This window comes from Arthrobacter sp. NQ4 (assembly GCF_029077345.1).
In the GTDB taxonomy this organism is placed as follows: Bacteria; Actinomycetota; Actinomycetes; order Actinomycetales; family Micrococcaceae; genus Arthrobacter.
In genome coordinates this window covers 301,876-322,254 of the sequence record NZ_JARETC010000001.1, presented here as the reverse complement: position 1 = coordinate 322,254, position 20,379 = coordinate 301,876, and the positions used below count along the sequence as shown (strand labels likewise).

General features: G+C 62.5%; 23 protein-coding genes. 22 read left to right on the top strand and 1 reads right to left on the bottom strand.

Annotation, left to right across the window (positions count from 1 at the left end):
* Nucleotides 1-90: 90 nt before the first annotated feature.
* The 7 genes from PUN51_RS01485 to PUN51_RS01455 all read left to right on the top strand — a co-directional run bounded on the left by PUN51_RS01485 (nucleotide 91) and on the right by PUN51_RS01455 (nucleotide 10,553).
* Nucleotides 91-3,990: a DNA-directed RNA polymerase subunit beta' gene (locus tag PUN51_RS01485; protein ID WP_159631358.1), complete on the top strand. Its 3,900-nt coding sequence runs from the start codon at nucleotides 91-93 to the stop codon at nucleotides 3,988-3,990.
* Between the two features lie 437 nt (nucleotides 3,991-4,427).
* Complete coding sequence (gene rpsL / locus PUN51_RS01480) at nucleotides 4,428-4,802, top strand: 30S ribosomal protein S12 (protein WP_009358312.1); 375 nt, start codon at nucleotides 4,428-4,430, stop codon at nucleotides 4,800-4,802.
* Nucleotide 4,803: 1 nt separating this feature from the next.
* Nucleotides 4,804-5,274: a 30S ribosomal protein S7 gene (gene rpsG / locus PUN51_RS01475; RefSeq protein WP_003803829.1), complete on the top strand. Its 471-nt coding sequence runs from the start codon at nucleotides 4,804-4,806 to the stop codon at nucleotides 5,272-5,274.
* 69 nt (nucleotides 5,275-5,343) lie between these two features.
* Nucleotides 5,344-7,458 carry an elongation factor G gene (fusA, locus tag PUN51_RS01470; RefSeq protein ID WP_159631359.1) on the top strand — a complete coding sequence of 705 codons (2,115 nt, stop codon included), beginning with the start codon at nucleotides 5,344-5,346 and terminating at the stop codon, nucleotides 7,456-7,458.
* Between the two features lie 255 nt (nucleotides 7,459-7,713).
* Entirely contained in the window at nucleotides 7,714-8,904 is a 1,191-nt protein-coding gene (tuf, locus tag PUN51_RS01465) for an elongation factor Tu (protein WP_141159762.1), read from the top strand.
* A gap of 165 nt (nucleotides 8,905-9,069) precedes the next feature.
* Nucleotides 9,070-9,195 (top strand): hypothetical protein, encoded by a 126-nt coding sequence (locus PUN51_RS01460; protein WP_256371453.1) that lies wholly within the window; start codon nucleotides 9,070-9,072, stop codon nucleotides 9,193-9,195.
* A gap of 107 nt (nucleotides 9,196-9,302) precedes the next feature.
* On the top strand, nucleotides 9,303-10,553 hold the full coding sequence (locus PUN51_RS01455) for an Nramp family divalent metal transporter (RefSeq protein WP_275179645.1): 1,251 nt from the start codon (nucleotides 9,303-9,305) through the stop codon (nucleotides 10,551-10,553).
* A gap of 36 nt (nucleotides 10,554-10,589) precedes the next feature.
* On the opposite strand, the gene PUN51_RS01450 is transcribed toward PUN51_RS01455, so the two are convergent.
* The gene (locus PUN51_RS01450; protein WP_275179644.1) at nucleotides 10,590-12,026 is read right to left on the bottom strand and encodes a GH1 family beta-glucosidase; all 1,437 of its coding nucleotides are present in this window, start codon (nucleotides 12,024-12,026) and stop codon (nucleotides 10,590-10,592) included.
* A gap of 397 nt (nucleotides 12,027-12,423) precedes the next feature.
* Here PUN51_RS01450 and rpsJ point away from each other — a divergent pair, with 397 nt between their 5' ends.
* The 15 genes from rpsJ (at nucleotide 12,424) to rpsH (ending at nucleotide 20,367) form a co-directional block, all read left to right on the top strand.
* Nucleotides 12,424-12,732 (top strand): 30S ribosomal protein S10, encoded by a 309-nt coding sequence (rpsJ, locus tag PUN51_RS01445; protein WP_003803825.1) that lies wholly within the window; start codon nucleotides 12,424-12,426, stop codon nucleotides 12,730-12,732.
* Nucleotides 12,733-12,749: 17 nt separating this feature from the next.
* The gene (rplC, locus tag PUN51_RS01440) at nucleotides 12,750-13,400 is read left to right on the top strand and encodes a 50S ribosomal protein L3 (protein WP_159631362.1); all 651 of its coding nucleotides are present in this window, start codon (nucleotides 12,750-12,752) and stop codon (nucleotides 13,398-13,400) included.
* A gap of 4 nt (nucleotides 13,401-13,404) precedes the next feature.
* Nucleotides 13,405-14,025, top strand: a complete 621-nt coding sequence (rplD, locus tag PUN51_RS01435) for a 50S ribosomal protein L4 (RefSeq protein ID WP_141159766.1) — start codon at nucleotides 13,405-13,407, stop codon at nucleotides 14,023-14,025.
* Nucleotides 14,022-14,327, top strand: coding sequence for a 50S ribosomal protein L23 (rplW, locus tag PUN51_RS01430; RefSeq protein ID WP_011692807.1), 306 nt, complete (start codon nucleotides 14,022-14,024; stop codon nucleotides 14,325-14,327). The genes rplD and rplW overlap by 4 nt, the downstream gene beginning before the upstream one ends.
* Before the next feature lie 29 nt (nucleotides 14,328-14,356).
* Nucleotides 14,357-15,196, top strand: coding sequence for a 50S ribosomal protein L2 (gene rplB / locus PUN51_RS01425; protein ID WP_159631363.1), 840 nt, complete (start codon nucleotides 14,357-14,359; stop codon nucleotides 15,194-15,196).
* A 12-nt stretch (nucleotides 15,197-15,208) separates the two neighbouring features.
* Entirely contained in the window at nucleotides 15,209-15,490 is a 282-nt protein-coding gene (gene rpsS, locus PUN51_RS01420) for a 30S ribosomal protein S19 (protein ID WP_003803803.1), read from the top strand.
* Between the two features lie 38 nt (nucleotides 15,491-15,528).
* Complete coding sequence (gene rplV, locus PUN51_RS01415) at nucleotides 15,529-15,894, top strand: 50S ribosomal protein L22 (RefSeq protein ID WP_009358304.1); 366 nt, start codon at nucleotides 15,529-15,531, stop codon at nucleotides 15,892-15,894.
* Nucleotides 15,895-16,725: a 30S ribosomal protein S3 gene (gene rpsC / locus PUN51_RS01410; RefSeq protein ID WP_141942674.1), complete on the top strand. Its 831-nt coding sequence runs from the start codon at nucleotides 15,895-15,897 to the stop codon at nucleotides 16,723-16,725.
* Nucleotides 16,726-17,142 carry a 50S ribosomal protein L16 gene (gene rplP / locus PUN51_RS01405; RefSeq protein WP_043454603.1) on the top strand — a complete coding sequence of 139 codons (417 nt, stop codon included), beginning with the start codon at nucleotides 16,726-16,728 and terminating at the stop codon, nucleotides 17,140-17,142. It begins immediately after the preceding gene.
* A 2-nt stretch (nucleotides 17,143-17,144) separates the two neighbouring features.
* Nucleotides 17,145-17,474: a 50S ribosomal protein L29 gene (gene rpmC, locus PUN51_RS01400; RefSeq protein ID WP_159631364.1), complete on the top strand. Its 330-nt coding sequence runs from the start codon at nucleotides 17,145-17,147 to the stop codon at nucleotides 17,472-17,474.
* Complete coding sequence (rpsQ, locus tag PUN51_RS01395) at nucleotides 17,471-17,776, top strand: 30S ribosomal protein S17 (protein ID WP_043454607.1); 306 nt, start codon at nucleotides 17,471-17,473, stop codon at nucleotides 17,774-17,776. Before rpmC ends, rpsQ begins: the two co-directional genes overlap by 4 nt.
* 794 nt (nucleotides 17,777-18,570) lie before the next feature.
* On the top strand, nucleotides 18,571-18,939 hold the full coding sequence (rplN, locus tag PUN51_RS01390) for a 50S ribosomal protein L14 (RefSeq protein ID WP_003803789.1): 369 nt from the start codon (nucleotides 18,571-18,573) through the stop codon (nucleotides 18,937-18,939).
* 3 nt (nucleotides 18,940-18,942) lie between these two features.
* Nucleotides 18,943-19,305, top strand: a complete 363-nt coding sequence (gene rplX, locus PUN51_RS01385; RefSeq protein WP_015937845.1) for a 50S ribosomal protein L24 — start codon at nucleotides 18,943-18,945, stop codon at nucleotides 19,303-19,305.
* Nucleotides 19,305-19,886 carry a 50S ribosomal protein L5 gene (gene rplE, locus PUN51_RS01380; protein ID WP_018769138.1) on the top strand — a complete coding sequence of 194 codons (582 nt, stop codon included), beginning with the start codon at nucleotides 19,305-19,307 and terminating at the stop codon, nucleotides 19,884-19,886. Before rplX ends, rplE begins: the two co-directional genes overlap by 1 nt.
* Nucleotides 19,887-19,968: 82 nt before the next feature.
* On the top strand, nucleotides 19,969-20,367 hold the full coding sequence (gene rpsH, locus PUN51_RS01375; protein ID WP_015937843.1) for a 30S ribosomal protein S8: 399 nt from the start codon (nucleotides 19,969-19,971) through the stop codon (nucleotides 20,365-20,367).
* Nucleotides 20,368-20,379: the final 12 nt, after the last annotated feature.

Genomic DNA, 20,379 nt, shown 5'->3' with positions numbered 1-20,379 from the left:
ACGGCGGGTGCGCACCCGCCGTCGAACCCCACCTCCCTCATCCCGCACCAAGACTTCAGAATTTAGAGAACAAGAGAGAACAGGGACCATATGTCCAGCGAATCCTCCTTCGGCCTCATGCAGATCGGCCTCGCCACCGCGGAAGACATCCGCGGCTGGTCGTACGGCGAGGTTAAGAAGCCGGAAACCATCAACTACCGCACGCTCAAGCCCGAGAAGGACGGCCTCTTCTGCGAGAAGATCTTCGGCCCGTCCCGGGACTGGGAATGCTACTGCGGCAAGTACAAGCGCGTGCGCTTCAAGGGCATCATCTGTGAGCGCTGTGGCGTTGAAGTCACCCGCGCCAAGGTCCGCCGTGAGCGCATGGGCCACATTGAGCTGGCCGCCCCCGTTACGCACATCTGGTACTTCAAGGGTGTTCCGTCCCGCCTGGGCTACCTCCTTGACCTGGCCCCGAAGGACCTCGAAAAGGTCATCTACTTCGCTGCCTACATGATCACCAGCGTCGACGAAGCTGCCCGCCACGAGGAACTGCCCAACCTGCAGGTTGAGCACGACATCGAGAAGAAGCAGCTGATCGACAACCGCGACGCCGACATCGCCGCGATTGCCCGCGACCTTGAAGGCGAAATCGCACGCCTCGAGGGCGAAGGCGCCAAGGCTGCCGACAAGAAGAAGGCCCGCGACTCCGCCGACCGCCAGATGGCCAACGTGCGCAAGCGTGCCGACGCCGACATCGAGCGCCTCGAGCAGGTCTGGGACCGCTTCAAGAACCTGAAGGTCGCCGACCTCGAAGGTGACGAAGGCCTGTACCGCGAACTGCGCGACCGCTACGGCATGTACTTCGAGGGCTCCATGGGTGCCGAGGCCATCAAGAAGCGCCTCGAGAACTTCGACATGCAGGCCGAGTCCGACCTGCTGCGCGACGTCATCGCCAACGGCAAGGGCCAGCGCAAGACCCGCGCCCTCAAGCGGCTCAAGGTGGTCAACGCATTCCTGACCACCAACAACAGCCCGCTCGGCATGGTCCTCGACGCCGTCCCGGTGATCCCGCCGGAACTGCGCCCCATGGTCCAGCTGGACGGTGGCCGCTTCGCGACCTCCGACCTCAATGACCTGTACCGCCGTGTGATCAACCGCAACAACCGCCTCAAGCGCCTGCTTGACCTGGGTGCTCCGGAGATCATCGTCAACAACGAGAAGCGCATGCTTCAGGAAGCTGTTGACAGCCTCTTCGACAACGGCCGCCGCGGCCGCCCGGTCACCGGACCCGGCAACCGTCCGCTGAAGTCCCTGAGCGACATGCTCAAGGGCAAGCAGGGCCGTTTCCGCCAGAACCTCCTCGGCAAGCGCGTTGACTACTCGGGCCGTTCGGTCATCGTCGTCGGCCCGCAGCTGAAGCTGCACCAGTGCGGCCTGCCCAAGCAGATGGCCCTGGAGCTCTTCAAGCCGTTCGTGATGAAGCGCCTGGTTGACCTCAACCACGCCCAGAACATCAAGTCGGCAAAGAGGATGGTGGAGCGCTACCGCCCGCAGGTCTGGGACGTGCTCGAAGAGATCATCACCGAACACCCGGTGCTGCTCAACCGTGCACCTACCCTGCACCGCCTGGGCATCCAGGCGTTCGAGCCGCAGCTTGTTGAAGGCAAGGCAATCCAGCTGCACCCGCTGGTTTGTGGCGCGTTCAACGCCGACTTCGACGGCGACCAGATGGCAGTCCACCTGCCGCTGAGCCCCGAGGCGCAGGCTGAGGCCCGCATCCTTATGCTGTCCTCGAACAACATCCTGAAGCCCTCTGACGGACGCCCGGTCACCCTGCCTTCGCAGGATATGATCATCGGCCTCTACCACCTGACCACCAAGCGCAAGGGTTCCGCCGGCGAAGGCAGGATCTTCTCCTCCGTATCGGAAGCCATCATGGCCTTCGATGCACGCGAGCTGCACCTGAACTCGCAGGTCAAGATCCGGCTCGAAGGATTCGTCCCCTACGCCGGCTGGGAAGCCCCGGAAGGCTGGGAACCCGGTCAGCCGGCACTCGTCCAGACCTCCCTGGGCCAGGTTGTCTTCAACCAGACCCTGCCCGAGGACTACCCGTGGGTTGAAGCCGTTGCCGACAAGGGCGAACTGTCCCGGATCGTCAACGACCTCGCCGAGCGCTACCCCAAGGTCGTCACCGCGGCAACGCTGGACAACCTGAAGGATGCCGGTTTCTACTGGGCCACCCGTTCAGGCGTCACCGTCGCCATCTCCGACATCGAGGTTCCTGCTGCCAAGCCGGAAATCCTTGCCGGGTACGAAGAACGCGCCGCCAAGATCCAGGGCCAGTACGACAAGGGCCTGATCGACGACGACGAGCGCCGCCAGGAACTGATCGAGATCTGGAACAAGGCAACCAACGACATCGCCTCCGTGATGCGTGAGAGCCTGTCCCCGATGAACACCATCAACCGCATGGTGTCCTCCGGTGCACGTGGTAACTGGATGCAGGTCCGCCAGATCGCGGGTATCCGTGGCCTGGTGGCCAACCCGAAGGGTGAGATCATCCCGCGCCCCATCAAGTCCTCCTACCGCGAGGGCCTGTCGGTGCTGGAATACTTCATCGCCACGCACGGTGCCCGTAAGGGCCTGGCAGATACCGCACTGCGTACCGCCAACTCGGGTTACCTGACCCGTCGTCTGGTGGACGTCTCGCAGGACGTCATCGTCCGTGAAGAGGACTGCGGCACCGAGCGTGGCCTGGTCACGCCCATCGCCGTCGCCGATTCCAACGGTGAGCTGGTCCTGGACGAGAACGTCGAGAACAGCGCCTACGCACGTACGCTGGCCGTCGACGTCGTGGACTCCGAGGGCAACGTCCTCGCAGCCGCCGGCACCGACTGCGGCGACGTCGTGATCGACGAGCTCTTCAAGGCAGGCATCACCGAGGTCAAGGTCCGCTCCGTACTCACCTGTGAGTCCAGCGTCGGCACCTGCGCCCTGTGCTACGGCCGCTCGCTGGCCACCGGCAAGACCGTGGACATCGGCGAGGCCGTGGGCATCATCGCCGCACAGTCCATCGGTGAGCCCGGTACCCAGCTGACCATGCGTACGTTCCACACTGGTGGTGCTGTTTCCGCCGGTGGTGGCGACGACATCACCCAGGGTCTGCCCCGTATCCAGGAGCTCTTCGAAGCCCGTACTCCGAAGGGTGTAGCCCCGATTGCTGAAGCAGCCGGCCGCATCACCATCGAAGAGTCCGAGCGCCAGATGCGCCTGGTCATCACTCCGGATGACGGAACGGAAGAGATCGCCTACCCGGTCCTCCGCCGTTCACGCCTGCTGATCGAAGACGGCGACCACGTCTCCGTTGGCCAGAAGCTGATCAACGGCCCGGTCGACCCCAAGCAGGTCCTGCGCATCATGGGCCCGCGTGCGGCACAGAAGTTCCTCGTGGACGAAGTGCAGGGCGTGTACCGCAGCCAGGGCATCGGTATCCACGACAAGCACGTCGAGGTTATCGTCCGCCAGATGCTGCGCCGCGTCACGGTCATCGAGTCCGGCGAATCGGACCTGCTGCCCGGCGAGCTCGCCGAGCGCAGCCGCTTCGAGGACGCCAACCGCCGCGTTGTGTCCGAGGGCAAGACTCCGGCTTCCGGACGTCCTGAGCTCATGGGCATCACCAAGGCGTCGCTGGCTACCGAGTCCTGGCTGTCCGCAGCTTCCTTCCAGGAGACCACCCGCGTCCTGACGCAGGCAGCCATGGAAGGCAAGAGCGATCCGCTGCTCGGCCTGAAGGAAAACGTCATCATCGGTAAGCTGATCCCGGCCGGCACGGGCCTCCCGCGCTACACCGAGGTCACCGTGGAGCCCACTGAGGAAGCAAAGGCCAACCTGTTCACCGGCCCCAGCGCATTCAGTGACTTCTCGTACGACACCCTGGGCGGTGACGGAGCTCCCGAGTTCCACGCCATCCCGCTGGATGACTACGACCTGGGCAACGACTTCCGCTGACGGGCAGGGCGGTCCCCTACGTGTCGCGTTCCGCGCCACGTAGGGGACCCTCCGCCCCGCCCTTAGGAAGCAAGAGGGATGGTCCCGCACCGCAAGGTGGGGGACCATCCCCGTTTAACCCGTCGATTAAGGCATGGAGCCCGTCCATGCTAGACTTGTTACCAATTGTTATTGTGGCAGTGGATGAGTGCGCCGGTACCAGCTGAAAAGCTGGACCAGAGCGACGTTTCCGGTTTGCAGGGTTCTTGTGCAACGTATGCCACATTTTTGCATGCCTAGGGAACTACAGGAATGTACGTTTCGTGCCGGCGTGCGATCCGACTATTAAGGCTTCGCCTTCGCCGCCATGGAGATTCCCTTCAGGGCCCGGGCGGCGGGGCAACGCAACAGGAGAGTGGCCGGAAACAGCCACTCCGGATAAAACGGAGAACACGAGAGTGCCTACGATTAACCAGCTGGTCCGTAAGGGCCGCACGCCTAAGGTCTCAAAGACCAAGGCTCCCGCGCTTAAGGGCAGCCCCATGCGCCGCGGTGTTTGCACCCGCGTCTACACCACCACCCCGAAGAAGCCGAACTCGGCTCTGCGTAAGGTGGCACGTGTGCGCCTCAACGGCGGCGTGGAAGTTACCGCCTACATCCCCGGTGTTGGCCACAACCTGCAGGAGCACTCCATTGTGCTCGTTCGCGGTGGTCGTGTTAAGGACCTCCCGGGTGTCCGCTACAAGATCGTCCGTGGCGCCCTCGATACCCAGGGTGTGAAGAACCGTAAGCAGGCCCGCAGCCGCTACGGCGCAAAGATGGAGAAGAAGTAATATGCCTCGCAAGGGTCCGGCCCCCAAGCGGCCGCTCGTTTCGGATCCGGTATACGGTTCCCCGCTGGTAACCCAGCTCATCAACAAGGTACTCGTTGACGGCAAGAAGTCCACGGCAGAGCGCATCGTCTACGGTGCACTCGAAGGCGCACGCGCCAAGTCCGGCGGCGACCCCGTTGCAGCCCTGAAGAAGGCCATGGACAACGTCAAGCCTTCCCTCGAGGTCCGCTCCCGCCGTGTCGGTGGCGCCACCTACCAGGTTCCGGTTGAGGTCAAGCCGGGCCGCTCCACCGCACTCGCCCTGCGGTGGCTGGTTGGCTACTCCAAGGCCCGCCGCGAGAAGACGATGACCGAGCGCCTCCAGAACGAAATCCTGGACGCGTCGAACGGTCTCGGTGCCGCTGTGAAGCGTCGCGAAGACACCCACAAGATGGCCGAGTCCAACAAGGCCTTCGCACACTACCGCTGGTAATACTCCCCGGGCGCCGCCGGCTCAACCGAGCCGGCGGCGAACGTGTAGTCCATCCCAAAAGGAGACCCCGTGGCACAGGACGTGCTTACCGACCTTAGTAAGGTCCGCAACATCGGCATCATGGCCCACATCGATGCCGGCAAGACCACCACCACCGAGCGCATCCTGTTCTACACGGGTGTGAACCACAAGATCGGCGAAACGCACGACGGCGCTTCGACCACCGACTGGATGGAACAGGAAAAGGAACGCGGCATCACCATCACGTCTGCCGCCGTGACCTGCTTCTGGGAAAACAACCAGATCAACATCATCGACACCCCCGGCCACGTGGACTTCACGGTTGAGGTGGAGCGCTCCCTGCGCGTCCTCGACGGTGCAGTTGCCGTCTTCGATGGCAAGGAAGGCGTTGAGCCGCAGTCCGAGACTGTTTGGCGCCAGGCGGACAAGTACAACGTTCCGCGTATCTGCTTCGTCAACAAGATGGACAAGCTCGGTGCTGACTTCTACTTCACCGTAGACACCATCATCAGCCGCCTCGGTGCCAAGCCGCTGGTCATGCAGCTGCCCATCGGTGCCGAGAACGACTTCATCGGCGTCGTGGACCTGCTCTACATGCGTGCACTGGTGTGGCCCGGCGACGCCAAGGGCGACGTGACCATGGGTGCCAAGTACGAGATCCGCGAGATCCCCGCTGACCTCCAGGAAAAGGCTGAGGAGTACCGCGCGAACCTCGTTGAGACCGTCGCCGAGTCCTCCGAGGAACTCATGGAGAAGTACCTCGAGGGTGAAGAGATCTCGATCGACGAGCTCAAGGCCGGCATCCGCAAGATGACGATCAACTCCGAGCTCTACCCGATCTTCTGCGGCTCCGCGTTCAAGAACCGCGGCGTTCAGCCCATGCTCGACGCGGTTGTGGACTACCTGCCGAACCCGCTCGACGTCCCCCCGATGGTCGGCCACGACCCCCGCGACGAAGAGAAGGAACTGACCCGCAAGCCTTCCGCTGACGAGCCGTTCTCGGCCCTGGCGTTCAAGATTGCGGCCCACCCCTTCTTCGGCCAGCTCACCTTCATCCGCGTGTACTCCGGTCACGTGGAAGCAGGCGCCCAGGTAGTCAACTCCACCAAGGGCAAGAAGGAGCGCATCGGCAAGCTGTTCCAGATGCACGCCAACAAGGAAATGCCCGTTGAGGGCGCTACCGCCGGCCACATCTACGCAGCCATCGGCCTGAAGGACACCACCACCGGTGACACCCTGTGCGATGCCAGCAACCAGATTGTGCTCGAGTCCATGAGCTTCCCGGAGCCCGTGATCTCGGTTGCCATCGAGCCGAACACCAAGGGTGACCAGGAGAAGCTGTCCACGGCCATCCAGAAGCTCTCCGCTGAGGATCCCACCTTCCAGGTGTCCCTCAACGAAGACACCGGCCAGACCATCATCGCCGGCATGGGCGAGCTCCACCTGGACATCCTGGTGGACCGCATGCGCCGCGAGTTCAAGGTCGAGGCCAACGTGGGCAAGCCCCAGGTTGCTTACCGCGAAACCATCAAGCGCGCCGTCGAACGCCACGACTACACGCACAAGAAGCAGACCGGTGGTTCGGGTCAGTTCGCAAAGATCCAGATTGCCATCGAGCCGCTGGACACCGCCGAGGGCGAGCTGTACGAGTTCGAGAACAAGGTCACTGGTGGCCGCGTTCCCCGCGAGTACATCCCGTCTGTTGACGCGGGCATCCAGGATGCACTGAACGACGGCGTCCTGGCCGGCTACCCGGTTGTCGGCATCAAGGCCACGCTGATCGACGGCGCGTACCACGATGTTGACTCCTCGGAAATGGCGTTCAAGATCGCCGGCCGTATGGCTTTCAAGGAAGCTGCACGCAAGGCGAACCCGGTTCTGCTCGAACCGCTGATGGATGTCGAGGTCCGCACCCCTGAGGAATACATGGGTGAAGTTATCGGTGACCTCAACTCCCGCCGTGGCCAGATGCAGTCCATGGAAGATGCACAGGGCGTCAAGGTCATCCGTGCGCACGTTCCGCTGTCCGGCATGTTCGGCTACATCGGTGACCTGCGCTCGAAGACCCAGGGCCGTGCTGTGTACTCCATGACGTTCAACAGCTACGCCGAGGTCCCGAAGGCAGTTGCCGACGAGATCATCCAGAAGTCCCGCGGCGAGTAGTCCTTCCGGACTTTCGAAGCGAACACCTCGGTGGCGCTGTCTGCCAGCGGACAGCGTGGCCGGTGCAGGTGGCCGGGCCGGCCGGAGTAATCCGGCCGGATTCCGGCCCCTGCACGAACAGGCTCAGGGGATTAGTATTAGTTCCTGAATCTGCAATTTCACCAATCCAAAGCCCCCCAAGTAGACTTGCCTGAGTTCTACCGCGATAAGCGCGGCTGGAGGGCAAGCTATTTGAAAACGTTCTAGGAGGAACCTGTGGCAAAGGCAAAGTTCGAGCGGACTAAGCCGCACGTCAACATCGGCACCATTGGTCACGTTGACCACGGTAAGACGACGCTGACGGCCGCCATTTCCAAGGTGCTGTACGACAAGTACCCGGATCTCAACGAGAAGCGTGACTTCGCGTCGATCGACTCTGCACCCGAAGAGCGTCAGCGCGGTATTACCATCAACATCTCCCACGTGGAGTACCAGACCGAGAAGCGTCACTACGCACACGTAGACGCCCCCGGCCACGCTGACTACATCAAGAACATGATCACCGGTGCTGCCCAGATGGACGGCGCAATCCTCGTGGTTGCCGCTACCGACGGCCCGATGGCACAGACCCGCGAGCACGTTCTGCTGGCCCGCCAGGTTGGTGTTCCCTACCTGCTGGTCGCACTGAACAAGGCTGACATGGTCGATGACGAGGAACTCCTCGACCTCGTCGAAATGGAAGTTCGTGAGCTCCTCAGCTCGCAGGGCTTCGATGGCGACAACGCTCCGGTTGTCCGCGTTTCAGGCCTGAAGGCCCTGGAAGGCGACCCCGAGTGGGTCAAGTCCGTTGAGGACCTGATGGCTGCTGTCGACGAGTCCGTTCCGGACCCCGTACGTGACCGCGACAAGCCGTTCCTGATGCCGATCGAAGACGTCTTCACCATCACCGGCCGTGGCACCGTTGTTACGGGCCGCGCCGAGCGTGGAACCCTCGCCATCAACTCCGAGGTCGAGATCGTCGGCATCCGCCCGGTCCAGAAGACCACGGTTACCGGTATCGAGATGTTCCACAAGCAGCTCGACGAAGCATGGGCCGGCGAGAACTGTGGCCTGCTGCTCCGCGGTCTGAAGCGCGACGATGTCGAGCGTGGCCAGGTTGTCGTCAAGCCGGGTTCCATCACCCCGCACACCGACTTCGAGGCCAACGTCTACATCCTCTCCAAGGACGAAGGCGGACGTCACAACCCGTTCTACTCCAACTACCGCCCGCAGTTCTACTTCCGTACCACGGACGTAACTGGCGTTATCACCCTGCCCGAGGGCACGGAAATGGTTATGCCTGGCGACAACACTGAGATGACCGTTGCGCTCATCCAGCCCATCGCTATGGAAGAGGGCCTCGGCTTCGCTATCCGCGAAGGCGGCCGCACCGTTGGGTCGGGACGCGTTACCAAGATCATCAAGTAGTACTTGCTGATCGAGGATCCACCGGGCCCCGGCCCGCGCTGTATCCACAAAGAAAGCCCCGCTGCTCCAAGCAGCGGGGCTTTCTTTTACCCTTTTTGGCGGGGACCCCGCGGGTGCTGCGGGGAGGGGCCACTGATACTGTTGCAGCACTGAAAGGAGATCATCATGGGGTGGCTTATTTTCCTGATCATCGCGGTGGCCGTCGTGGCCGGGGTGTTCTGGGTCAAACGGAATTTCCGGCACGAGATCGACCGGGCCAAGCGGATCAACAGGGCAAACAAGAACCAGTAACGCGGAGTTGCTGCGCCCGTTGCTGGTGCGCCTTATTCCTACTTTTCGGTACACCTAAATTCGCGGTATCCTCGTCTTATTGACGCCCGCAACGACGAGGACACGTGATGGCTGTTTCAACATTGGCGGCGGAATCCGCCACTACTAAAGTGTGGTCCCGCCTGCTGCTGCTCGGGCCCGCGTTCGTGGCCGCCATCGCATATGTGGACCCGGGGAACGTGGCGGCAAACCTGACTGCCGGCGCAAACTTCGGGTACCTGCTCGTCTGGGTTCTGGTGGCAGCCAATGCCATGGCGGTGCTGATCCAGTACCAGTCGGCCAAGCTGGGCCTGGCCACCGGAATGAGCCTTCCGGAAATCCTCGGCAAACGCCTGGGAACCGGGCGGCGCCGTGCCTACTGGGTGCAGGCTGAGATCGTTGCCGGGGCCACGGATATGGCGGAAGTCATTGGCGGCGCCGTTGCGCTCAACCTGCTGTTCGGCCTGCCCCTGCTCACGGGCGGGTTCATCATCGGCCTGGCGTCCATGCTGCTGCTGGCACTGCAGTCGAACCGGAGCCAGAAGTCCTTCGAGCTCGCCATTCTGGCCCTGCTCGGCGTGATTGCCGTCGGGTTTGTTTCGGGCCTGTTCGTCGCGCCGCCGGATGCCGGTGGTGCAATCGCCGGCCTTGTGCCACGCTTCGAGGGAACCGATACCGTCCTGCTCGCAGCCAGCATGCTCGGGGCCACCGTCATGCCGCACGCGATCTACCTGCACTCGGCCCTGGCCCGCGACCGTCACGGCTTCTCGGAAGACCCGGCAGTCAGGACGCGGTTGATCCGGGCCACCCGCGTGGATGTCGCCGGTGCCCTGCTGCTTGCCGGAATCGTCAATATCGCCATGCTGCTGCTGGCCGCCACCAGCCTCCGCGGAGTGGAGGGGACGGACACCATCGCCGGAGCGCACGCAGCCGTGACGTCGGCACTCGGGCCCGTCATCGGCGTCGTATTCGCCATTGGCCTCCTGGCCTCGGGCCTGGCGTCCACGTCGGTGGGGTGCTACGCGGGGGCCACCATCATGGGCGGGCTGCTGAAGGTCAGGATTCCGCTGCTGATGCGCCGCACGCTCACCCTGATCCCGGCTCTGCTGGTCCTGGGCGCCGGCATTGAACCAACGCTGGCCTTGGTCCTGAGCCAGGTCCTCCTGAGTTTCGGCATCCCGTTCGCGCTCATTCCGCTGATCCGCCTCACCGGCAGCCGCAAGGTGATGGGCATCCACGCGGACTCGAAACCGCTTCGGATTGCGGGCTGGACGAGCGCCACGCTCATCGTGGGACTGAACTGCGTGCTGATCTTCCTTACAGTGCTGGGCCTCCAGTGACATGCCGGCAGTGACATGCCGCTGGTAGCCCGCCGGCTAGTCCCGCCGGTGGCCCCGGGCGCGTGACAGCGCCTGGTACCAGTAGAAGGACCGTTTGGGGGTCCGCTCCAGTGAATCGAAGTCCACGTGCACCAGGCCAAAACGCTGCGAGTAGCCGGCGGCCCACTCGAAATTGTCCATCAGTGTCCACACGTAATAGCCGCGCAGCTCAACGCCCTCGGCCATGCCGCCGGGAGCAGTAGCTTCAAGAGCTGTCCCCAAGTGCGCAGCCAGATACTCGACGCGGTCCGTGTCCTCCAGCGTCTCTGAAACCCTGTCGGGTTCAGGAAAGCTGGCGCCGCCCTCGGTGATGTACATCGGCGGAAGCGCCTCGCCGTACCGGTCCCGCATTTCCCGCAGCAGGACCCCCAGGTGCTCCGGTGCCACAGGCCAGCCGAAGCCGGTGCTGCCGTACTCCGGATAACCCACTTCGTGGAAGGGCAGCTTGGCGATTTCCTTGTGCATGTCCGCAGGCATGGGGGTGATGCCCGGCCCCAGGGCCACCTTCACCGGGAAGTAGTAATTGAGCCCGTAGAAGTCCAGGGGCTGGTGGATGGTCCTCAGGTCGGCATCGGAGATCCTGCCGATGGAGCGCAGCCAGGGCTTGGCGTACAGGGGCAGCGAGGGGTAGCGGCCCAGCAGGACGGGATCGGCGTAGATCCTGTTCATCAGAAGGTCGTACAGGTGCGCGACGAGCCGGTCGCCGATCTTCCGGGTGGCGGGCCTGACGGGGGAGTGCAGGTTGGTCAGGCCAACGCCGCCCGCCACTCCGGCCGCCCGCAGCGCCTGCACGCCGAGCCCGTGCGCCAGGAGCTGGTGGTGGATGGCGGGAAGGGCATCGAACATCAATTGGCGCCCCGGCGCGTGCACCCCGAGGGCGTAGCCATTTAGGGTGACCGAGACCGGTTCGTTGAGGGTGACCCACTGGTCCACACGGTCGCCGAACCGCTCACCGGCGGCCCGGGCGTAGTCGCCGAACCTTTCGGCGGTGTCGCGGTTCAGCCACCCGCCACGGTGTTCCAGCGGCAGGGGGGTGTCCCAGTGGTACAAGGTGGCCATCGGGGAGATGCCGGCATCGAGGAGCTGGTCGATCAGGCGGTCGTAGAAATCCAGGCCTTCGGCATTGAAGCTGCCCCGGCCGTCGGGCTGGATCCGTGGCCAGGAAAGCGAGAACCGGTAGGAATCAACGCCCAGCTCCTTGAGCAGCGCCACATCCTCCGGCAGCCGGTTGTAGTGGTCGCAGGCCACGGCGGGGGAGTGCCCGTCCATGATGGCGCCGGGCTTTTCCGCGAAGGCATCCCACCCCGAGGGGCCGCGGCCCCCGTCCTTCAGCGCGCCTTCGATTTGGAACGCCGCGGCGGCGACGCCCAGGGTGAACGACGCCGGCACGCGCCCGGCCAGTTCCGTCACCGCTTCAGTGCCTTCCAGGGTCATGCCCCTATCATCCAGCCGGTTTCTTTCCACTGCAATGGGGCGTGCAGGTGACGGCGCGGGTTTCAATTCGCATCTGCCAGGCTTTTCCGGCATACTAGATGAGTTGTTCAAGCGCTTCTTCGCGTCCCGATCCGGATAATGCCGGGTGCAGGGTCCAAGTTGAAGACCAAACATAACCCACCCCAATGGAATTGCGGATTTGTATGCGTGTTCAGCGCGACACGCCCGACCGCGGGGGTCGGTTGCGCCGGCAAGGTGAGGAACCCGGATTTATCCGGATTCAGTTTGTGCGGCGGATGGTGGTTACGACCTCAAATGCTTCGGCAGCCATACAACGAGTAAGTGAACAGGGCAGCCCTAAACCGGGGAAGCACAGACTGAAAGAGAGTCAGGCGACATGGCGGGACAAAAAATCCGCATCCGGCTGAAGTCATACGACCACGAGGTCATTGACGTTTCAGCACGGAAGATCGTTGAGACGGTCACGCGCGCAGGCGCAACGGTAGTTGGCCCCGTGCCGCTGCCGACGGAGAAGAACGTGTACTGCGTTATCCGCTCTCCGCACAAGTACAAGGACAGCCGCGAGCACTTTGAAATGCGCACGCACAAGCGTCTTATCGACATCATCGATCCCACGCCGAAGGCTGTCGACTCGCTCATGCGTCTCGACCTGCCGGCTGACGTGAACATCGAAATCAAGCTGTAGGGAGGTGCTGAGAGACTATGACCGCAACCCGTAACGTAAAGGGCCTGCTGGGCACGAAGCTCGGCATGACCCAGGTCTGGGACGAGAACAACAAGCTCATCCCCGTCACTGTGGTCCAGGCAGACTCGAACGTCATCACCCAGCTGCGCAACGCAGATGTTGATGGCTACGTCGCCGTTCAGATCGGCTACGGCCAGATCGATCCCCGCAAGGTCACCAAGCCGCTGGCTGGTCACTTTGAAAAGGCAGGCGTCACGCCTCGCCGCCACGTCGTCGAACTTCGTACCGCAGATGCTGCCGAGTACGAGCTGGGCCAGGAGCTCTCTGTAGAGCTCTTCGAAGCCGGCCAGAAGATCGACGTCGTCGGGACCACCAAGGGTAAGGGCTTCGCCGGTGTTATGAAGCGTCACGGCTTCCACGGCGTTGGCGCTTCCCACGGTGCCCACAAGAACCACCGTAAGCCCGGTTCAATCGGTGGCGCATCCACCCCGAGCCGCGTCTTCAAGGGCATGAAAATGGCCGGCCGCATGGGCGCCGTTCGTCACACCACGCTGAACCTCACGGTCCACGCGGTTGACGTCGAGAAGTCGCTGCTCCTGATCAAGGGTGCCGTCCCCGGCGCCCGCGGCCAGGTCGTCTTCGTACGCACCGCCGTGAAGGGAGCCTAGTTCAATGGCTAACACTGTCCAGGTTGACCTGCCTGCAGAGATCTTCGACGTTCAGACCAACGTGCCGCTGCTGCACCAGGTCGTCGTTGCCCAGCTCGCTGCTGCACGCCAGGGTACCCACAAGACCAAGACCCGCGCTGAAGTTTCCGGTGCAGGACGCAAGCCGTTCAAGCAGAAGGGTACCGGCCGCGCCCGTCAGGGTTCCATCCGTGCTCCTCACATGACCGGCGGTGGCATTGTCCACGGTCCGACCCCGCGTGACTACAGCCAGCGCACCCCCAAGAAGATGATTGCTGCTGCACTGCGCGGCGCACTGTCTGACCGGGCCCGCAACGGTCGCATCCACGTTGTCGCAGAACTGGTTGAAGGCACCAAGCCCTCCGCCAAGACCGCACTGGCAACGCTCCGCGGTGTTTCCGACCGCAAGAACCTGCTGGTCGTCATCGAGCGCGATAACGACGTTGCTGCACTGTCCGTGCGCAACCTCGCCGGCGTTCACGTTCTGTACGCAGACCAGCTGAACACCTACGACGTTCTCGTCTCTGATGACGTTGTCTTCACCAAGGCTGCCTACGACGCATTCGTTGCCGCTAAGGCAGCTAAGAACGAGGAGGATGCCAAGTGAGTGCAGCCACCATCAAGGATCCCCGCGACGTCGTGCTTGCACCCGTCGTGTCGGAAAAGAGCTACGGCCTGATCGACGAGGGCAAGTACACCTTCCTGGTGGACCCCCGTTCGAACAAGACCGAGATCAAGCTGGCCGTGGAGAAGATCTTCTCCGTCAAGGTCGAATCGATCAACACCATCAACCGTGCCGGTAAGCGCAAGCGCACCAAATTCGGATGGGGTACCCGCAAGAACACCAAGCGTGCGATTGTCACCCTCAAAGAAGGCACCATCGACATCTTCGGCGGTCCGCTCGCGTAGCGGAGACCACTTTAACGAGGAAATAAATTATGGGAATCCGTAAGTACAAGCCGACTACCCCGGGCCGTCGTGGCTCGAGCGTAGCGGACTTCACCGAAATTACGCGGTCGACGCCGGAAAAGTCGTTGGTACGTCCGCTGCCCAAAAAGGGCGGCCGTAACAACTCCGGTAAGATCACCACCCGTCACAAGGGTGGCGGACACAAGCGCCAGTACCGTCTGATCGACTTCCGTCGCCACGACAAGGACGGCGTCAACGCCCGCGTTGCCGAAATCGAGTACGATCCGAACCGCACGGCTCGCATCGCCCTCCTGCACTACGTTGATGGCACCAAGCGTTACATCATCGCTCCCAACAAGCTCTCCCAGGGTGACGTTGTCGAGGCAGGTGCCGGTGCTGACATCAAGCCCGGTAACAACCTGCCCCTGCTCAACATCCCGGTGGGTACTGTCATCCACGCAGTTGAACTGCGCCCGGGTGGCGGCGCCAAGATGGGCCGCTCCGCCGGCGCATCCATCCAGCTTGTTGCCAAGGAAGGCCGCTTCGCCCAGCTGCGTCTGCCTTCCGGCGAAATCCGCAACGTTGACGTGCGCTGCCGCGCAACCGTCGGCGAGGTCGGCAACGCCGAGCAGTCGAACATCAACTGGGGCAAGGCCGGCCGTATGCGGTGGAAGGGCGTTCGCCCGACCGTCCGTGGTGTCGCCATGAACCCGGTTGACCACCCGCACGGTGGTGGCGAGGGTAAGACGTCCGGTGGACGTAACCCCGTCAACCCGAACGGTAAGCGGGAAGGCCGCACCCGCCGCCCCAACAAAGAGAGCGACAAGCTTATTGTGCGTCGCCGTCGTACTGGCAAGAACAAGCGATAGGAGCCTGGACACATGCCACGCAGCCTGAAAAAAGGTCCTTTCGTTGACCAGCACCTCTTTGTGAAGGTAGCCAGGGAAAACGAAAAGGGCACCAAGAACGTCATCAAGACCTGGTCCCGCCGTTCGATGATCATCCCCGACATGCTCGGACACACGATCGCCGTACACGACGGACGCAAGCACATCCCGGTGTTTGTCACTGAGTCGATGGTCGGGCACAAGCTCGGCGAATTCGCTCCCACGCGGACATTCCGCGGCCATGTCAAGGACGACCGTAAGGGCAAGCGCCGCTAGGCGCCTGCGTTTACGTCAAAGACGAGAGAAGGAAAGCAATGGAAGCCAAGGCAATTGCGCGCCACATCCGCGTAACGCCTATGAAGGCCCGGCGCGTCGTCAACCTTGTTCGTGGATTGCAAGCGAATGAGGCTCTGGCAATTCTGAAGTTTGCCCCGCAGGCAGCTTCGGAGCCGGTATTCAAGGTAGTTCAGTCAGCAATCTCCAACGCCCGGGTCCTCGCGGACCGCGACGGCGTGGCGTTTGACGAAGGCGACCTCATCATCAGCGAAGCGTTTGTTGATGAAGGCCCGACCATGAAGCGGTTCCAGCCGCGTGCCCAGGGTCGTGCATTTCAGATCAAGAAGCGCACCAGCCACATCACCGTGGTAGTCGCTACCCCGGAGAAAGAGGAGGCTCGCTAAGTGGGACAGAAAGTAAACCCGCACGGGTTCCGACTCGGCATCACCACCGATCACGTATCGCACTGGTTCGCTGACAGCACCAAGGCCGGCCAGCGGTACAAGGACTTCGTTCGCGAAGACATCCGCATCCGCCAGCTCATGTCCACGGGCATGGAGCGCGCCGGCATCGCCAAGGTCGAGATCGAGCGCACCCGTGACCGTGTCCGCGTGGACATCCACACGGCCCGTCCCGGCATCGTCATCGGCCGCCGTGGAGCAGAAGCAGACCGCATCCGCGGCGAGCTCGAAAAGCTCACCGGCAAGCAGGTCCAGCTGAACATCCTCGAGGTCAAGAACCCCGAGATGGAAGCCCAGCTTGTGGCCCAGGGCGTTGCAGAGCAGCTGACTTCCCGCGTGGCGTTCCGCCGTGCGATGAAGAAGGCCATGCAGTCCGCACAGCGTGCAGGTGCCAAGGGCATCCGTATCGCCTGCTCGGGCCGCCTGGGTGGCGCTGAAATGTCCCGCTCGGAGTTCTACCGCGAAGGCCGTGTGCCCCTGCACACCCTCCGTGCGAACATCGACTACGGCTTCTACGAAGCCAAGACCACCTTCGGCCGCATCGGTGTGAAGGTCTGGATCTACAAGGGTGACGTCACCGCCAAGGAACTGGCTGCACAGGCTGCTGCCGCACCGTCCCGCGGTGGCCGTGGCGAGCGTCCCGGCCGCCCGGGTGGCGCTGACCGCGGTGACCGCCGCCGTCGCAACGACCGTCCGGCCGCTGAAGCAGCTCCTGCTGCCGAAGCACCGGCAGTTGAAGCAGCACCTGCTGCTGCAGAAGGAGGACAGGCTTAAATGCTTATCCCACGTCGAGTAAAGCACCGTAAGCAGCACCACCCGGGTCGTTCCGGCGCTGCTACGGGCGGCACCCAGGTCTCCTTCGGTGAGTACGGCATCCAGGCACTGAGCCCGGCATACGTCACCAACCGTCAGATCGAGTCCGCTCGTATCGCAATGACCCGCCACATCAAGCGTGGCGGTAAGGTCTGGATCAACATCTACCCGGACCGTCCGCTGACCAAGAAGCCTGCCGAAACCCGCATGGGTTCCGGTAAGGGTTCACCGGAATGGTGGGTCGCCAACGTCAAGCCGGGCCGGGTTCTGTTCGAACTCTCCGGTGTCAATGAAGAGGTAGCTCGCGAGGCCCTGCGCCTGGCAATCCACAAGCTGCCGTTGAAGGCACGCATCGTGCGTCGCGAGGGTGGTGAATAGAAATGGCAGTAGGATCCAAGGATCTGGCTCCCGCACAGCTGGACGGTTTCGACAACGAGCGTCTCGTTGAAGAACTCCGCAAGGCCAAGGAAGAGCTGTTCAACCTGCGTTTCCAGTCCGCCACCGGACAGCTGGAGAACCACGGTCGCCTGCGCGCGGTAAAGAAGGACATCGCACGCATCTACACCGTTCTCCGCGAACGCGAGCTGGGCATTCGTGCCGAGGTTGCCGCACCGGTTGTGGAAGCCAAGGAAGAGAAGAAGTCCAAGAAGGCTTCAACCAAGAAGGCCGAAAAGGCTGAAAAGGCTGAGACCGAGGAGGACGCCAAGTGAGTGAAAAGGACCAGAACGTGACCGAAACTGCTACCGAAGCCAAGGCTGGGCAGCGCGGTTACCGCAAGACCCGTCGCGGTTACGTGGTCTCCGACAAGATGGAAAAGACCATCGTTGTCGAGGTTGAAGACCGCGTGAAGCACGCACTGTACGGCAAGGTCATCCGCCGCACCTCCAAGGTCAAGGCACACGACGAAGAGAACACCGCCGGCATCGGCGACCTCGTTGTCATCGCCGAGACCCGTCCGCTGTCCGCCACCAAGAATTGGCGGCTCGTGGAAATCCTCGAAAAGGCCAAGTAGCACCTGCTGCTTCGCTGGAAGCCCCTGCTCCCTTCCGGGAGCGGGGGCTTCCTCGCTTAACGCGGGCGTCACGCCAGGCAGCTTTTTAGTGAAGCGGAAGACGGCGGCGCCACGCCTGGCGGGGGAGCGGCACCGTTAGCGGGCCGAAAGGCTGCCCTGCGTGACGCCGTCGTCCGTCCCGCCTGAACGCCCCATCACTTACTACCGCTTTTTCACCGACGCCCCATCACTTATCACCGCTTTTTCGGCGACGCCCCATCACTTATCACCGCTTTTTCGGCGACGCCCCATCACTTATCACCGCTTTTTCGGCGACGCCCCATCACTTCCCGTTGCTGGTAGGCCTGGAGGTGATCGGGCGTTGGTTGTTTTGCTGCTGGAGGTGATGGGGCGTTGGCTGTTTTGCTGCAGGAGGTGATGGGGCGTTGTGCTGGCGGGGGAGCGGCACCCTGGGCGGGCTGAAAGGCTGCCCTGCGTCACGCCGTCGTCCGTCTTGCCGGGCAGGGGACGGTGGTGATATGGGGACTGGCGGAAAACATGCTAGGATATTGAGTTTGTATGGCGCCTTTCGCGCGCCATCATCAACCTCGTAAACAAGCGTGCCACAGCATAGTGCCCCTGTGCGCCCGGGATCCGTCCCGGACCGGGTGGGAGCAACTGCTTCTGGCACGGGCGTTTAGGCCTGGTCTGGCAAAATCCAGGCAGGTCAAGAGACACCCCGATCAACCGTTCCGCAAGGCTCATTCCGTAGCAACATCACGGCCTGAGAACCGGCGCGACGCAAGGAGTAAATAGTGATTCAGCAGGAGTCGCGACTCAAGGTCGCCGACAACACGGGTGCTAAGGAAATCCTTACCATTCGCGTTCTCGGTGGATCTGGCCGTCGCTACGCAGGCATCGGTGACGTCATTGTCGCCACCGTCAAGGATGCAATCCCGGGCGGCAACGTAAAGAAGGGCGATGTGGTCAAGGCCGTCATCGTCCGTACCAAGAAGGAACGCCGCCGTGCGGATGGTTCCTACATCAAGTTTGACGAGAACGCAGCTGTGATCCTGAAGAACGACGGTGACCCCCGCGGTACCCGTATCTTCGGACCGGTTGGTCGTGAACTGCGTGACAAGAAGTTCATGAAGATCGTTTCTCTGGCTCCGGAGGTGCTCTAGTCCATGGCTGCAAAGATCAAGAAGGGTGACCTGGTTCAGGTCATCACTGGCGCCAAGGCTGAGCGCGGCGGCGACCGTGGCAAGCAGGGCAAGGTTCTGCGCGTCTTCACCGACACCAACCGCGTGCTGGTTGAGGGTATCAACCGCGTCACCAAGCACACCCGTGTTGGACAGTCGCAGCGCGGCACCAAGACCGGCGGCATCGAGGTCGTAGAGGCCCCGATCCACATTTCGAACGTGGCCCTGGTTGACCCGTCGACCAAGAAGCCGACCCGTGTGGGCTTCCGCCTCGACACTGTGGAGAAGAACGGTGTCAAGAAGACCGTCCGCATCCGCGTGTCCAAGAGCTCCGGGAAGGACATCTAATGACTGAGACTCTCGAGACTCCGGCAACGAAGATCGTTCCTCGTCTGAAGACCAAGTACGCCGAATCCATCAAGGCAACGCTCCAGGATGAATTCAAGTACGAGAACGTGAACCAGGTACCCCGTCTGGTGAAGGTTGTTGTGAACATGGGTGTTGGAGATGCCGCCAAGGACTCCAAGCTGATCGACGGCGCTGTCCGCGACCTCACCCAGATCACCGGCCAGAAGCCGCAGGTTACCAAGGCCCGCAAGTCGATCGCACAGTTCAAGCTGCGCGAAGGCATGCCCATCGGTGCACACGCTACCCTGCGTGGCGACCGCATGTGGGAATTCGTGGACCGCCTGGTCACCCTGGCTCTGCCCCGTATCCGCGACTTCCGCGGCCTCAGCGGCAAGCAGTTCGATGGCAACGGCAACTACACCTTCGGTCTGACCGAGCAGGTTATGTTCCACGAAATCGACCAGGACAAGATCGACCGCGTCCGCGGTATGGACATCACGGTTGTCACCACTGCCAAGACCGATGACGAAGGCCGCGCGCTGCTCAAGGCGCTTGGTTTCCCGTTCAAAACCGAAGCTTAATTAACTACGTAAAAGGTCCGGCCGCTCCGCTCCCCAGGGAATGGAACGGCGGAAACCGTTATGAGGAAGGGCATGAGCCCACATGACAATGACAGATCCTGTCGCAGATATGCTTACGCGCCTGCGTAACGCAAACTCGGCATACCACGACTCCGTGTCTATGCCTTACAGCAAGCTCAAGGCACGCGTTGCCGACATCCTCAAGGCCGAAGGTTTCATCGCCGGCTGGAAGGAAGAGGACGCCGAGGTTGGCAAGAAGCTGACCCTGGACCTCAAGTTCGGTCCGAACCGCGAGCGTTCCATCGCCGGTGTACGCCGCATCTCCAAGCCGGGCCTTCGCGTTTACGCGAAGTCCACCAACCTCCCGCACGTGCTCGGTGGCCTGGGTATCGCTATCCTGTCCACCTCTTCCGGCCTCCTGACTGACAAGCAGGCCGGCAAGAAGGGCGTGGGCGGCGAAGTCCTCGCGTACGTCTGGTAACGGGAAAGGAAG

What these genes read in the sequence shown, in the direction of transcription:
- PUN51_RS01485 (WP_159631358.1), top strand. Translation starts at nt 91, where the DNA reads ATGTCCAGCGAATCCTCCTTCGGCCTCATGCAGATCGGCCTCGCCACC.
- rpsG (WP_003803829.1), top strand. Translation starts at nt 4,804, where the DNA reads ATGCCTCGCAAGGGTCCGGCCCCCAAGCGGCCGCTCGTTTCGGATCCG.
- PUN51_RS01460 (WP_256371453.1), top strand. Translation starts at nt 9,070, where the DNA reads ATGGGGTGGCTTATTTTCCTGATCATCGCGGTGGCCGTCGTGGCCGGG.
- PUN51_RS01455 (WP_275179645.1), top strand. Translation starts at nt 9,303, where the DNA reads ATGGCTGTTTCAACATTGGCGGCGGAATCCGCCACTACTAAAGTGTGG.
- PUN51_RS01450 (WP_275179644.1), bottom strand. Translation starts at nt 12,026, where the DNA reads ATGACCCTGGAAGGCACTGAAGCGGTGACGGAACTGGCCGGGCGCGTG.
- rpsJ (WP_003803825.1), top strand. Translation starts at nt 12,424, where the DNA reads ATGGCGGGACAAAAAATCCGCATCCGGCTGAAGTCATACGACCACGAG.
- rplC (WP_159631362.1), top strand. Translation starts at nt 12,750, where the DNA reads ATGACCGCAACCCGTAACGTAAAGGGCCTGCTGGGCACGAAGCTCGGC.
- rplD (WP_141159766.1), top strand. Translation starts at nt 13,405, where the DNA reads ATGGCTAACACTGTCCAGGTTGACCTGCCTGCAGAGATCTTCGACGTT.
- rplB (WP_159631363.1), top strand. Translation starts at nt 14,357, where the DNA reads ATGGGAATCCGTAAGTACAAGCCGACTACCCCGGGCCGTCGTGGCTCG.
- rpsS (WP_003803803.1), top strand. Translation starts at nt 15,209, where the DNA reads ATGCCACGCAGCCTGAAAAAAGGTCCTTTCGTTGACCAGCACCTCTTT.
- rplV (WP_009358304.1), top strand. Translation starts at nt 15,529, where the DNA reads ATGGAAGCCAAGGCAATTGCGCGCCACATCCGCGTAACGCCTATGAAG.
- rplP (WP_043454603.1), top strand. Translation starts at nt 16,726, where the DNA reads ATGCTTATCCCACGTCGAGTAAAGCACCGTAAGCAGCACCACCCGGGT.
- rpmC (WP_159631364.1), top strand. Translation starts at nt 17,145, where the DNA reads ATGGCAGTAGGATCCAAGGATCTGGCTCCCGCACAGCTGGACGGTTTC.
- rplX (WP_015937845.1), top strand. Translation starts at nt 18,943, where the DNA reads ATGGCTGCAAAGATCAAGAAGGGTGACCTGGTTCAGGTCATCACTGGC.
- rplE (WP_018769138.1), top strand. Translation starts at nt 19,305, where the DNA reads ATGACTGAGACTCTCGAGACTCCGGCAACGAAGATCGTTCCTCGTCTG.
- rpsH (WP_015937843.1), top strand. Translation starts at nt 19,969, where the DNA reads ATGACAATGACAGATCCTGTCGCAGATATGCTTACGCGCCTGCGTAAC.